The 13,075-nt window shown below is 41.0% G+C and carries 10 protein-coding genes; 5 read left to right on the plus strand and 5 right to left on the minus strand.

All coding sequences use genetic code 11. The features are described from left to right. Window position 1: 1 nt before the first annotated feature. Entirely contained in the window at window positions 2-1,882 is a 1,881-nt protein-coding gene (gene mnmG, locus H571_RS0104865; protein ID WP_027848330.1) for a tRNA uridine-5-carboxymethylaminomethyl(34) synthesis enzyme MnmG, read from the minus strand. Between the two features lie 374 nt (window positions 1,883-2,256). Here mnmG and H571_RS0104870 point away from each other — a divergent pair, with 374 nt between their 5' ends. After that, window positions 2,257-2,688 carry a DUF488 domain-containing protein gene (locus tag H571_RS0104870; protein ID WP_027848331.1) on the plus strand — a complete coding sequence of 144 codons (432 nt, stop codon included), beginning with the start codon at window positions 2,257-2,259 and terminating at the stop codon, window positions 2,686-2,688. 3 nt (window positions 2,689-2,691) lie between these two features. Here the strand turns inward: H571_RS0104870 and mnmE are convergent, their stop codons facing one another. From mnmE to rpmH, 4 genes are read right to left on the minus strand one after another with little or no spacing between them, the layout of a single operon-like run. Then, entirely contained in the window at window positions 2,692-4,053 is a 1,362-nt protein-coding gene (mnmE, locus tag H571_RS0104875) for a tRNA uridine-5-carboxymethylaminomethyl(34) synthesis GTPase MnmE (RefSeq protein ID WP_027848332.1), read from the minus strand. Between the two features lie 54 nt (window positions 4,054-4,107). Then, window positions 4,108-5,772, minus strand: coding sequence for a membrane protein insertase YidC (yidC, locus tag H571_RS14260; protein WP_036217587.1), 1,665 nt, complete (start codon window positions 5,770-5,772; stop codon window positions 4,108-4,110). A 4-nt stretch (window positions 5,773-5,776) separates the two neighbouring features. After that, the gene (rnpA, locus tag H571_RS0104885; RefSeq protein ID WP_027848333.1) at window positions 5,777-6,172 is read right to left on the minus strand and encodes a ribonuclease P protein component; all 396 of its coding nucleotides are present in this window, start codon (window positions 6,170-6,172) and stop codon (window positions 5,777-5,779) included. A gap of 14 nt (window positions 6,173-6,186) precedes the next feature. Continuing rightward, complete coding sequence (gene rpmH, locus H571_RS0104890; protein WP_027848334.1) at window positions 6,187-6,321, minus strand: 50S ribosomal protein L34; 135 nt, start codon at window positions 6,319-6,321, stop codon at window positions 6,187-6,189. A gap of 476 nt (window positions 6,322-6,797) precedes the next feature. Between rpmH and dnaA the strand changes: the two genes are divergently transcribed. The 4 genes from dnaA to gyrB are packed head-to-tail and all read left to right on the plus strand — an operon-like array spanning window position 6,798 to window position 13,041. Further along, window positions 6,798-8,291, plus strand: coding sequence for a chromosomal replication initiator protein DnaA (dnaA, locus tag H571_RS0104895; RefSeq protein ID WP_425411345.1), 1,494 nt, complete (start codon window positions 6,798-6,800; stop codon window positions 8,289-8,291). A gap of 17 nt (window positions 8,292-8,308) precedes the next feature. Continuing rightward, window positions 8,309-9,418: a DNA polymerase III subunit beta gene (gene dnaN, locus H571_RS0104900; protein ID WP_027848336.1), complete on the plus strand. Its 1,110-nt coding sequence runs from the start codon at window positions 8,309-8,311 to the stop codon at window positions 9,416-9,418. A gap of 47 nt (window positions 9,419-9,465) precedes the next feature. Continuing rightward, the gene (recF, locus tag H571_RS0104905; RefSeq protein ID WP_027848337.1) at window positions 9,466-10,575 is read left to right on the plus strand and encodes a DNA replication/repair protein RecF; all 1,110 of its coding nucleotides are present in this window, start codon (window positions 9,466-9,468) and stop codon (window positions 10,573-10,575) included. 45 nt (window positions 10,576-10,620) lie between these two features. Further along, window positions 10,621-13,041, plus strand: a complete 2,421-nt coding sequence (gene gyrB, locus H571_RS0104910; RefSeq protein ID WP_027848338.1) for a DNA topoisomerase (ATP-hydrolyzing) subunit B — start codon at window positions 10,621-10,623, stop codon at window positions 13,039-13,041. The last annotated feature ends 34 nt before the right edge of the window (window positions 13,042-13,075 follow it).

Below are 13,075 nucleotides of genomic sequence, written 5' to 3' on the forward strand. Positions count from 1 at the left end.
CCTACTTTACCAACAAAGAACGTTTTTTTAGATGAACGAGCAACATCGAAACAGCCGCTGGTGTTACACCAGGAATACGACCCGCCTGCGCTAAGGTAGCAGGTTTTACATTGGCTAATTTGTTTTTAATTTCATTTGATAGCCCGCTAACTTGGGTATAATCCAAATCTAAAGGCAAACGAGTGTCTTCTTGCCGTCTAACTCTAAGTATTTCTTCTGCCTGACGATCAATATAACCTGCGTACTTAACTTGAATTTGAACCTGTTCTTGAACCTGTGGGTCTAGTGGTAGTTCGCCAGGCGCTAAATGTGCTAAATCCCAGTAATCTAATTCAGGTCTTTTTAGTAAATCTAACAAGGGATGCTCTTTACTTAAAGGCTGTTCTAACTTACTAGCCAAAGCATTTGCCGCAGCAGTGTTAGGGTGAATAAAAGTGCCTTTTAGGCGTGCTTTTTCTAACTCTATGGCATCACGCTTAGTTTCAAAAGCTTGCCAGCGTAAATCATCAATTAAACCTAATTCGCGGCCTTTTTCTGTTAAACGTAAGTCTGCATTATCTTCACGAAGCAAAAGACGGTATTCAGCCCGCGATGTAAACATACGGTAAGGCTCTGAAGTACCTAGTGTAATTAAGTCATCTATCAATACACCAAGATAAGCTTCATCACGCCTTGGGCTCCAACTTTCTTTTTCTTGCACCCTACGTGCTGCATTCATTCCAGCTAACAAACCTTGAGCTGCAGCCTCTTCATAGCCAGTTGTGCCGTTAATTTGTCCGGCAAAAAATAGGTTGTGGATAACTTTAGTTTCTAGACTTGGCTGTAAATCTTGTGGATTAAAGTAGTCATACTCAATGGCATAGCCTGGACGAATAATATGCGCCTTTTCTAAGCCTCTTATGGTACGAACTAGTTCTATTTGCACATCAAAAGGTAGGGAGGTAGAAATACCATTAGGGTAAAGTTCGTGTGTGGTAAGCCCTTCAGGTTCCATAAAAATCTGATGGCTAGCTTTGTCTGCAAAGCGATGGATTTTATCTTCTATGGAAGGACAGTAACGTGGCCCAACCCCTTCTATAACACCAGCATACATAGGTGATCTATCGAGATTATTACGAATAATTTCGTGTGTACGCTCGTTTGTGTGGGTGATATAGCAACTTATTTGCTCTGGATGATCTTCAGGTTTACCCAAAAATGACATGACCGGTAGAGTTTCATCACTTGGCTGAGCTTCCATAAGTGAAAAGTCTACACTTCTTGCATCAATACGCGGTGGTGTACCTGTTTTTAAGCGGCCTACACGGAGAGGCAATTCTCTTAATCTTGCTGCTAAAGCCGTAGAAGGTGGATCACCCGCACGGCCACCAGAATAATTTTGCAAGCCTAGGTGAATAACACCACCTAAAAATGTACCTGTGGTGAGAACAACGCTAGTAGCATAAATTTTTATACCTGTTTGAGTTACAGCACCACAAACTTTGTCGCCTTGAACAATTAAGTCATCTGCAGCTTGTTGAAAAATTTGTAAGTTAGGCTGATTTTCTAATATTTTTCTAATGGCTGCTTTGTAAAGCACTCTATCTGCTTGCGCTCTAGTTGCTCTTACAGCAGGGCCTTTACGTGAATTTAATACTCTAAATTGAATCCCTGCCAAGTCAGTTGCTTGAGCCATAGCCCCACCTAGCGCATCAACTTCACGAACCAGATGACTTTTTCCAATTCCACCTATAGCAGGGTTACAGGACATTTGCCCAAGCGTTTCAACATTGTGGGTCAACAACAAAGTATTACAACCCATCCGTGCTGCAGCTAACGCGGCTTCCGTTCCTGCGTGGCCACCGCCAATTACTAGCACATCAAAGCGGGTTGGATAATCCACAGGTCACCTCAAAAGAATTCTTTTAACTTAGCGGGCGATTATAGCCTGAATGTAGCCCAACTACAGCACAAATCTACTTTATCCCCACTAAGTAACAATAGTAATAGTTGTTAAAGGTTTTTTATAACTACTGTTATTACTAGTGTGGACACTTTCTGTGGATAACTAGCGCTAGGCCTTATTTTATAGTAGTTACAGAACTGGATAAGTAAGTGCGTTTACTTGGGAGAAGGTGTAACCAACCTGCTGACTGCTTGTAGATAACTCGCTATCTTATACACAGGCGCTAGTTATTCGGCTAGTTAAGCCCAGCTTATTTACTGTTAAACTCTTGAGTTATCCCCAACCATAAGTTGTTTATTTGGAGAAAAACGATGGCTTACAACATTGTTTTAAAGCGTGTTTATCAAGCGATAGAGACAAAAGATGGTTTTAGACTGCTGGCTGATCGATTATGGCCAAGAGGTTTTAAGAAGGATTCATTGAATTTAGACTTGTGGTTACCAAAAATTTGCCCTAGCAATGCACTTAGAAAAAAGTGGCATGATCAAGTGCTAACTTTTGATGAATTTAGTCAGCAGTACCGAGAAGAACTCTCAGAAGTTGAAGAGGACTTACTTCCTTTGCTTATTGCAGCTCGTAAAGGACGCTTAACGCTATTGAGTGCGGTAAAAAATCTAGAGGAGTCTCACCTATCCATTTTAAAAAATAAGGTATTAGACTTGTTAAGGCAGGAAGATAGATTGGATAAAGGCAATGAACAGACTTCATCGCCTTGCTATATGAATGAATTTAATTCTTGGTAATTGCTATTTACCGATACAGAATTCTCCAAAAATCTTGCCTAGTAAATCATCAGCAGTAAATTGCCCTGTTATTTCTGCTAGGCTTTCTTGTGCGCTGCGTAGGTCTTCTGCTAAGAGTTCCCCTGCACCATTTAACTCTAACTGTAGTTTTCCCTTGTGGATAACTTGACTTGCTCTTTGAAGCGCATCTAGGTGTCGTCTTCGGGCAGAAAACCCTCCTTCCGTTGTATTTTGAAACCCCATAACTTCTTTAAGGTGCTTCCTTAAGTTATCCACACCCACTAGCTGTTTAGCTGCAATACGAATAACAGGAGGGCTGGTGGATAAGTCAGCTACGGGGTCTTCCGCTGTTAAATCTATTTTATTTCTAACCAGCGTTAAACGCTCTGGATGAGGTAGGCGTTTAACAAATTCTGGCCAAATTTCGAAAGGGTCTAAACTAGTTGTTTCTTGAGCATCAACTAAAAGTAAAATACGGTCGGCTTTTTCAATTTCTTGCCAAGCTCGTTCCACACCAAGTTGCTCTACTAGGTCTTCCGTTTCTCTTAGGCCAGCAGTATCTATTAAATGTAGGGGCATACCATCAAGGTGGATATGTTCTTTTAAAACATCACGGGTAGTGCCTGCTATTTCAGTCACTAGAGCTTTATCATAACCAGCCAAAGCATTCATTAGGCTAGACTTACCAGCGTTAGGTCTGCCAGCTAACACCACATTCATGCCTTCGCGCATTAAAAAGCCTTGTTGCGCTTCGTTTTTTACTGCATCTAATTGCCTAATTATTGCGTTTAAATCTTCTTTAACCTTGCCATCACTTATAAAATCGATTTCTTCTTCAGGAAAATCTATGGCTGCTTCAACATACATGCGCAGATAGATTAACTTATCCACAAGGGTATGAACTTTTTGTGAAAAAACACCCTGTAAAGATTTAAGTGCATTGTCAGCTGCTTGGCGTGAGGTGGCATCAATCATATCCGCTATCGCTTCTGCCTGAGCTAAGTCTAACTTATCGTTTAAAAAAGCCCTTTGTGAAAATTCGCCAGGTTCTGCCAACCTTACACCTAGTTGTAATAAGTTTTCTAATAGCCTATCTAGCAATACAGGTCCACCATGGCCTTGAAACTCTAAAACATCTTCGCCTGTAAATGAGTTAGGGCCAGGGAAATACAAAGCTAACCCTTCATCAATAACGTCACCCTGCACATCTAAAAATGGTAGGTAGTGTGCGTAACGTGGGGTAGGGGTTATACCCAGCAGCTTTTTAGCTAGTATTTTGCATAAAGCGCCAGATACCCTAACAATACCAACGCCACCTCTACCTGGTGGTGTGGCAACTGCGGCAATGGTGTCTTGCTGACTCATGTTTTTTTACTCTTAGATAGCAAAACCCCCTCACTGGGAGGGGGTTAGGTTAAATCAAGTTTTGGCTAATTTATCTTTTTCTTTATCTTCTTTTTCAATTTTTTGAGTAATGTACCACTGCTGTAAAATTGATAAGAGGTTGTTTACTACCCAGTAAAGTACTAGCCCTGCTGGGAAGAAGAGGAAAAAGAAGGTGAAAATGATAGGCAGCATCTTCATTATTTTTGCCTGCATAGGATCTGGAGGCGTAGGGTTAAGCATCTGCTGAACAAACATACTTGCACCCATAATGATTGGGAGTACAAAGTAGGGGTCTTTCATGGAAAGGTCAGCTATCCATAAAACAAATGGCGCATGACGTAACTCCACCGACTCCATTAGCATCCAGTAGAGGGCAATAAATACTGGCATCTGCACTAAAATTGGCAAACACCCACCCATGGGGTTAATTTTTTCTTTGCGGTAAAGTTCCATCATAGCTTGTGAAAGCTTTTGACGGTCATCCCCTGCTTCTTCTTTTATGCGGGTTAGCTTAGGTGCAACTCGACGCATATTAGCCATAGAGCGGTAAGCTGTTGCTGATAACTTATAGAAGGCTAGTTTGATTACTACAGTAACTAGGATAATAGAAAAACCCCAGTTACCAATAAAGCCATGAAACCAGTTCAGCAACCAAAACAAAGGTTGTGCAATAAACCAAAGCCAACCGTAATCAACAGTTAAATCTAGGTTAGGAGCAACAGCTTCCATGTCTTTCTGTATTTTAGGGCCAATGTAAATGCCTGCAGAAAGGTTAGTACTTGTTCCTGGTTCAACTAGGTATTCAGAACCATTAAAGCCAACAATGTGATTGCCAGCTCTGTCAGTACGGGTACTAAAGAAATTGCTTTCATTTTGAGGCGGTATCCAAGAAGTAATAAAGTAGTGTTGAAGCATAGCAGCCCAACCACCTACTGAATCAGCTTGAAAACCTTTGCTTTTAATGTCATCAAAATCTATTTTTTGATAGCGTTTTTCATCAGTAGAAAAAGCACCACCTAAGTAGGCTTGCATACCCATGGATTCACTTTTGCTTGGGTCTGCACTGGCATCACGCTTAATTAAACCTATAAAGCTAGTCGTTAGGGTACGGTCAGATTGGTTATTAAGCTGGTAATCAACACTAATCAAATGACTAGCACGTTTGAAGGTAAAGGTTTTTGTTAGCTCTACACCTTCAACATTAGCGGTTAAGTGAACTTCTAGCTCATCCTGCCCTTTAGACAAAACATAAGCATTTTTTGGGCTTGTTAGCAGTAAGCGTTGCTTGTTACCTAGACCACTTAAATCACTTTGCACCACATAGTGACGTAAATTGTCATCCTGAAGGAGTACAAAAGGCTGGTCAGAATCAACCTTAGTTTTGTGGTTTAACAAAGCAGCATAAACTATATCACCGCCTTTAGGATTAATCCGAATATCAAAGGTATCGGTCTTAACACTAATTAAATTTTGTGTACTGGCGGTGGTACTGGTTGCTGTTTGAATTGTATTGGCTGGTTCACCTAGTTTCAGAACTTCGTTATCTTCAGTTGCTGAATCATTATTGGTTATTATTTGCTGTACTTGAGGTGCCTGAGCTTGTACATCTTGCTGCTGGTAGTCTTTATTCCACTGAAGCATCAGCAGATAGGCGACTACCGCCAGGGATGAAAAGAGCACTATGCGTTTTACGTCCATGGGATCATTGCCGCTTAATCGAGGAGGATAATTTTGCAGTCGCTTTGTTTACGCGTCTACCGAGTTGTGGCCAAGCTTCAGTCAGGCTTTTGCTGAGTTCATCAGTCGTGACTTGGTTGGCACCTTTGATAGCAAGAACAATAATATCAATGCTCGGCAGCTGGTGTTGATTTAACCGAAAAGATTCACGAAAAATTCGTTTAATTCTGTTGCGGTTAACTGCAAGTTTGACATTTTTCTTGCCTATTACAAAGCCTAGTCGAGTTACTTTATGCCTGCTTGGTGTTGCAAGCAACAAAAAACCTGGACAGTAAACTTTGTAATGGGTGTTTTCAAAAACATAACGGAAATCCCCAGGCTTAAGAAGTCTAAGTTGCCGGGGATAACCGAAAATTTTCATCGCTAGACTGTCGCTTAAGCTGACAGACGCTGACGACCTTTGGCACGACGACGAGCCAGAACTTGACGACCAGCTTTAGTGGCCATACGAGCACGAAAACCGTGATTACGCTTGCGTTTTAGAACGCTGGGCTGAAAAGTACGTTTCATTTTTTTACTTCCACATGGTGTTGCAGGTTTAAGGAATCTCCATGGGTTGGAGACCCTAGAGAAACTTTTTTTGTTACAAGACCGGCGATTTTAAAGCCTTCTGAAGCAAAGCGCAATTTTTCCTTGAAGTTTATGTTTTAATCCCACAAGAAATAACTAGATATAAGTATTTAAAAGGTCTTTAACTACTATTACTATAATAAGAGGCGCTTTTATCTGTTAGTAAGTCAATTTTTTATTTATTAAACAATAGGTTAGCTTGTTTGTACTTGGGTCTGTTAGCTTGTTCACAGGCTTAGTGCAACCTGTACTCTCCTTGTTGATAACTTGGTGCTTTATCCACACGCCAATTTATCCTCAAGGTTATGCCTAGTTTGTGCAACCCTTTTAGCTCTAGTTATCCACACCTATTTTTCTCTGCTTTGAAATAAGTTTTATTTTTGCTTGTGGATAACTTAGGGTTAAGCAGTTAGAATATGGTCATTATTAAGAGGAGTGGAAACGTGTCAGTTGATGATTTGTGGTCGCAGTGTTTAGCGATTTTAGAAAAAGAAATACCTGCCCAGCAGATATCGACATGGATACGACCCTTGCAAGCAGAAATGAATGGTCGTAGCTTGCAATTATTAGCACCTAACCGTTTTGTTTTGCAGTGGGTTACAGATAAATATTCCGACCGTCTAGAACAGTTGTTGCAAGAGTTATCTGCTGGACAGGTAGCAGATGTACGCTTTGCCGTAGGCAGTAAGTCGCAACCGAGTGTTGGCTCTGCACCGAGTGTTCCGGTAATGCCTAGTAGCGCTAGCCAAGCTGTTGGTGGTGTAACACAAACGCCGTTTACTGAATACCAGGCCAAATCTGCTGATCACGTTGAAACGACTACTGCGTCTAAAGCTCCTAAAGCTAAAGCGCGTAAACGTGAAGGTGTTCAGGTAGAAGGTGGAATAAAGCATAACTCCTCACTAAACCCTGCACATACATTTGATAGTTTAGTTGAAGGTAAGTCTAACCAATTAGCCCGTGCGGCATCTTTTCAAGTGGCAGAGAATCCCGGTAGTGCTTATAACCCTCTGTTTATTTATGGAGGTGTTGGTTTAGGTAAAACGCACTTAATGCACGCCGTTGGTAATCAAATTCTTAAGCAAAATCCTAATGCTAAGGTGGTTTACCTTAATTCAGAACGCTTTGTTCAAGATATGGTTAAGGCCTTGCAGTTAGGCGCTATAAATGAATTTAAACGCTACTACCGTAATTTAGATGCTTTATTGATAGATGATATCCAATTTTTTGTCGGTAAAGACCGCACTCAAGAAGAATTTTTCCATACTTTTAATGCACTATTGGAAGGTGGGCAGCAAATTATTCTAACTTCTGACCGTTATCCAAAAGAAATTGGTGTTGAAGAAAGATTGAAGAGTCGTTTCGGCTGGGGTTTAACCGTTGCTATAGATCCACCTGAGCTAGAGTTACGTGTTGCTATCCTTATGAAAAAAGCTGAAATAGCAAAAGTCGATCTACCCCAAGAAGTTGCTTTTTTTATTGCTCAAAAAATTCGCTCTCATGTTAGAGATCTTGAAGGCGCTCTCAATAGAGTCATTGCCGACTCTAGATTTAAAGGCCAAGCCATAAGTGTAGAGCTAGTTAGAGAATCACTAAAAGACTTGTTTGCTGTACAAGACAAGCAAGTAGGCGTTGAAAACATACAGCGTACAGTGGCTGATTATTATAAAATTAAAATTGCTGATTTACACTCTAAACGCCGTAACAGGTCTATTGCTAGACCTAGACAATTAGCTATGGCTTTAGCAAAAGAATTAACGAATCATTCATTGCCAGAAATTGGTGATGCTTTTGGTGGGCGTGATCACACAACTGTTTTACATGCTTGTCGAAAAATTAAGTCTTTACAGGATGAAAGCCCTGATATTCGTGAAGACTGGAAAAACCTACTCCGTTTATTGACCAGCTAATTTTTAAGGTTACCAAGATGAAATTTTCCGTATCCCGTGAAACACTTTTACGACCACTTTCTATTATGGTTGGTGTTGTTGCACGTCGACCAACCCTTCCTATACTTTCTCATTTACGTATAGAAGCTAATGAAGAAGGTTTTACGCTAACAGGTTTAGATTTAGAAGTAGAGCTGACTTGGCAGTTAAGCTTACATAGGCTGGATGTTGGTGGAAGCATTACTGTACCGGCTAAAAAACTATCTGATATTTGCCGTTCGTTAAGCGAAGGCTCTTTGCTGGAATTTAGTTTAGATGATCAGCGTGTGGTGGTTAAGTCAGGTCGTAGTCGTTTTGTGCTAGCTACCTTACCCTCCTCTGAATTTCCTTCAATTCAACTGAGTCCCATTAAACACCAGGTTACCCTGCCACAAGGTCAGCTACTTAATTTGATACGTCGTAATGACTTTGCTATGGCCAGGCAAGATGTTCGCTTCTATCTAAATGGTATGTATTTTGAACTTGCTACTAACCGCTTAAGAGCAGTTGCCACTGATGGACACCGTTTAGCTATGGCAGATGCAGCTGTTCAAACAGGTGAGGTTGAAAAGTCGAGCATGATAGTTCCTGCTAAGGCTGTAAATGACCTAGCAAAGCTTCTAGATGAAATTGAAGACCCTGTAACCTTAATTTTTGGTGAACAGCATTTCCAAGTCAATATGCCTAATGCTACTTTTGTGTCTAAGCACATTGAAGGGCGCTACCCAGACTATGAACAGGTTATTCCACGTCAAAGTGATAAGCTGGTTGTGTGTGATCGTTTAGAGTTACGTAACATGCTATCTAGAATTAGTATTCTAGCTAACGAAAAGCTCTTAGGTATTCATTTGCAGCTAACAGAAAATACCCTAACCCTAATAGCTAAAAACCCAGATCAAGAAGAAGCAGAAGAAAGTATTAATATTAATTATCAAGGTGAGCCGCTAGATATTGGCTTTAATGTGGGTTACTTAGTTGATGTGATGGATAACATAGGCGATCAAGTTGAGCAGGTTCAAATAGCACTTTCTTCACCTACCTCCAGTGCTTTAATTCAAGCCGCTGGCGGGGGCGATGCTTTTTACGTTGTTATGCCCATGCGTCTTTAAATCTTTTTAGCCAGTTTGCCCTAGGTGAACTGGCTAGCCCTCTCTCAATGACAATCCAAAGTCTTAAGTTAACTAATTTTCGTAATATTACTTCTGCTGAAATATTTCCATCTGCAGGCGTAAATTTATTAGTGGGTGAAAACGCTAGTGGTAAAACTTCTATACTGGAAGCTATTTATCTGCTGAGTATGGTTCGCTCCTTTCGTAGTAAAAAAACTAAAAATCTAATAAATCATACTGCAGATCAATTCACTGTTTTTGCTAACCTTAATGCTGGGGAAGCTAATACTTACAGTCTTGGTATTCAACGACACCAGCAAGCTGCTGATACTGATATTTTATTCCGTGGGCAAAAACCCTCGGGTGTTGCAGAATTAACGGCAGCACTTCCTGTGCAGCTTATTAACCCTGATGCATTTCGTTTACTTGAAGGAAGTCCTAAAGATCGAAGGCAGTTTTTAGACTGGGGGGTGTTCCACGTGGAACCAACCTTTATGCACTGTTGGAAGCGCTTTCAGCGGGCGCTAAAACAGCGCAATAGCCTGCTTAGGCATGGTAGAATAGATGAGTTAGAACTGCAGTTATGGGAGAAGGAATTAGCAGTCAATGGTGAGCAAATAACAGCCTTAAGACAGGCTTATCTTGCTAGCTTGAAACCAATTTTTGCTAACTTGTTAGATAGGTTTCTTGGCTTGCAAAATTTTACGCTTAACTTTCAACGTGGCTGGGATAAAAATGTAGATTTAACCGAGTCTTTATTTTTATCTAGAGTTAAAGATCGTGAGCAAGGATTTACTCAAGCTGGCCCACAACGAGCTGATATTCGCGTTGCCATGAACGGCTATACAGCAATGGATGTTTTATCAAGAGGGCAGCAGAAACTTGTTGTATCAGCTTTAAAGCTGGCACAAGGAGCTCTACTTTCAGAAGCAAGAAACAAACAGTGTGTTTATTTAATTGATGATTTGCCAGCAGAATTAGATAAACAACATAGAAGAATTTTTTGTGAAGTGCTAGAGAAGCAGTCAGGGCAAGTATTTATTACTGGTGTTGATGCTGAAGCACTTGCAGATGGGTGGCAAAAGCCAGAAAGTATTTCATGGTTTCACGTGGAACATGGACAAATCAGTCTAAAGCCATGCCCTAGCACCAAGTAAATACATTTGAGTTTATTTGGTACTAGGAATTAAGGGGAGTGGGTAATGAGCGAAAATAATTCCTATGACTCATCCAGCATTAAAGTGCTGAAAGGGTTAGACGCAGTACGTAAACGACCTGGTATGTATATCGGGGATACCGATGATGGTACGGGTTTACACCATATGGTGTTTGAGTTAGTAGATAACTCAATTGATGAAGCCTTAGCAGGCCACTGTAATGAAGTGAAGGTTATTATTCATCAGGATGAATCAGTTAGTGTTTCAGATGATGGTCGAGGTATGCCTGCAGATATTCATGAAGAAGAAGGTGTGTCTGCCGCAGAAGTAATTATGACGGTACTTCATGCGGGCGGTAAGTTTGACGATAACTCCTACAAAGTATCCGGTGGTTTGCACGGTGTTGGTGTTTCTGTAGTGAATGCTTTATCTGAAGAGTTAACCCTTACTATTTGGCGTGATAAGCAGGTTTATGAGCAGGTATATCGTCATGGTGTTCCACAGACACCCTTAACTGTTATTGGCTCGACTGATAAAAGTGGAACGCTGGTACGCTTCCGTCCATCCAATGAAACCTTTACTAATATTGAATTTAGCTTTGATACTTTGGCTAAACGTTTACGTGAATTATCTTTCCTAAACTCAGGTGTAAAAATATCCTTGGTCGATGAACGTAATGGTCGGGAAGAAATATTTCATTACGAAGGTGGACTAAGGGCTTTTGTTGACCATTTGAATACTAATAAAACTACCCTAGGAAAGGTGTTCTATTTTAGTAATCAACGTGAAGAAGATGGTGTAAACGTTGAAGTGGCCATGCAGTGGAATGATGGTTATTCAGAAAATATTTATTGCTACACTAACAACATTCCTCAGCGCGATGGTGGCGCACACCTTGCTGGCTTTAGAGGTGCGTTAACCCGTGTACTTAACCAATATATAGAGCAAGAAGGCCTAGCTAAAAAAGCCAAGGTAAGCACTACGGGTGATGATGCTAGAGAAGGTTTAACCGCCATCGTTTCGGTTAAAGTGCCAGACCCTAAATTCTCCTCACAAACAAAAGACAAGTTAGTATCTTCAGAAGTGCGAACAGCTGTAGAGCAAGAAATGGGTAAGACCTTTTCTGATTTCTTATTAGAGTTTCCACAAGAAGCAAAAGCTATTGTCAGTAAAATGTTAGATGCAGCAAGAGCACGTGAAGCTGCTCGTAAAGCCCGTGAAATGACTCGCCGTAAAGGTGCTTTAGATATTGCAGGCTTGCCTGGCAAACTAGCTGACTGTCAGGAAAAAGACCCCGCACTTTCAGAAATTTACCTAGTAGAGGGTGATTCTGCTGGTGGTTCAGCCAAGCAAGGCCGTGATCGTAGAACTCAGGCTATACTGCCGTTAAAGGGTAAAATTCTTAACGTAGAAAAAGCCCGCTTTGACAAAATGCTTTCCTCAGCAGAAGTAGGAACGTTAATTACAGCTTTGGGTTGCGGTATAGGGCGTGAAGAGTTCAATCCAGATAAGTTACGTTACCACTCCATCATTATTATGACGGATGCTGATGTGGATGGTTCGCATATACGTACGCTACTCTTAACCTTCTTTTTCCGCCAAACGCTAGAGCTAATAGAGCGCGGACATATATTTATTGCCCAGCCACCCTTATATAAAATTAAGCGTGGTAAACACGAACAGTATTTAAAAGATGAAGCTGCCTTAGAAGATTATCTAACTCAGACTGCTTTAGAGGGTACTTCGCTTTATACTAACCCTGAAGCACCAGGAATTTCTGGAAGGGCTTTGGAAGAATTGGTAATTAATTACCGTACAACCAGAGCACGTATTGAGCGACTATCTAGGGTTTATCCAGAATTTGTGCTTACTCAGATGATTGATGCCGCTACTTTAAATACAGAAGATTTAAAAAATAAAGCGAAGGTCGCAGCTTGGGTAGAACAGCTAGAGGAATGGGTCGTTTTAGCAGCCAGCGAAACCACTCAAGTACACATGCATATTGTTGAAGATAGTGAACGTGGACTTTTCCTACCTGCCGCTGAAGTTATAGCGCACGGTGTTCCAACTGATTATGTCTTTAATATGGATTTCTTTAAGTCGGCAGACTATGCCGCACTAAGAGCCTATGGTGAAGAGATGGATGGTTTGCTAGAAGAAGGCGCCTATATCGCTCGTGGTGAAAAGAAGAAACCAGTAAAACGCTTTGAAGATGTGCTTGACTGGATGATGGTTGAAGCACGTCGAGGTGTGAACATTCAGCGTTATAAAGGGCTAGGTGAGATGAACCCAGAGCAATTATGGGATACCACCATGAACCCAGAAACACGCCGTATGCTACAAGTAACCATTGATGATGCTGTAGCTGCAGACATGATGTTTACTACTCTGATGGGTGATGAAGTAGAACCCCGCCGTCAGTTTATTGAGAAGAATGCACTGTCGGTATCTAACTTAGATATCTAAGTTATTTACTAGCCAATAAAAAGCCCGAAGAACA

This window comes from Marinospirillum minutulum DSM 6287, assembly GCF_000422325.1.
GTDB classification, from domain to species: Bacteria; Pseudomonadota; Gammaproteobacteria; order Pseudomonadales; family Halomonadaceae; genus Marinospirillum; species Marinospirillum minutulum.

Excerpts from the sequence above, each read along its gene's own strand:
- gyrB (WP_027848338.1), top strand. The coding sequence starts at position 10,621 with ATGAGCGAAAATAATTCCTATGACTCATCCAGCATTAAAGTGCTGAAA.
- dnaA (WP_425411345.1), top strand. The coding sequence starts at position 6,798 with ATGGTCATTATTAAGAGGAGTGGAAACGTGTCAGTTGATGATTTGTGG.
- rnpA (WP_027848333.1), bottom strand. The coding sequence starts at position 6,172 with ATGAAAATTTTCGGTTATCCCCGGCAACTTAGACTTCTTAAGCCTGGG.
- rpmH (WP_027848334.1), bottom strand. The coding sequence starts at position 6,321 with ATGAAACGTACTTTTCAGCCCAGCGTTCTAAAACGCAAGCGTAATCAC.
- H571_RS0104870 (WP_027848331.1), top strand. The coding sequence starts at position 2,257 with ATGGCTTACAACATTGTTTTAAAGCGTGTTTATCAAGCGATAGAGACA.
- yidC (WP_036217587.1), bottom strand. The coding sequence starts at position 5,772 with ATGGACGTAAAACGCATAGTGCTCTTTTCATCCCTGGCGGTAGTCGCC.
- dnaN (WP_027848336.1), top strand. The coding sequence starts at position 8,309 with ATGAAATTTTCCGTATCCCGTGAAACACTTTTACGACCACTTTCTATT.
- recF (WP_027848337.1), top strand. The coding sequence starts at position 9,466 with ATGACAATCCAAAGTCTTAAGTTAACTAATTTTCGTAATATTACTTCT.
- mnmE (WP_027848332.1), bottom strand. The coding sequence starts at position 4,053 with ATGAGTCAGCAAGACACCATTGCCGCAGTTGCCACACCACCAGGTAGA.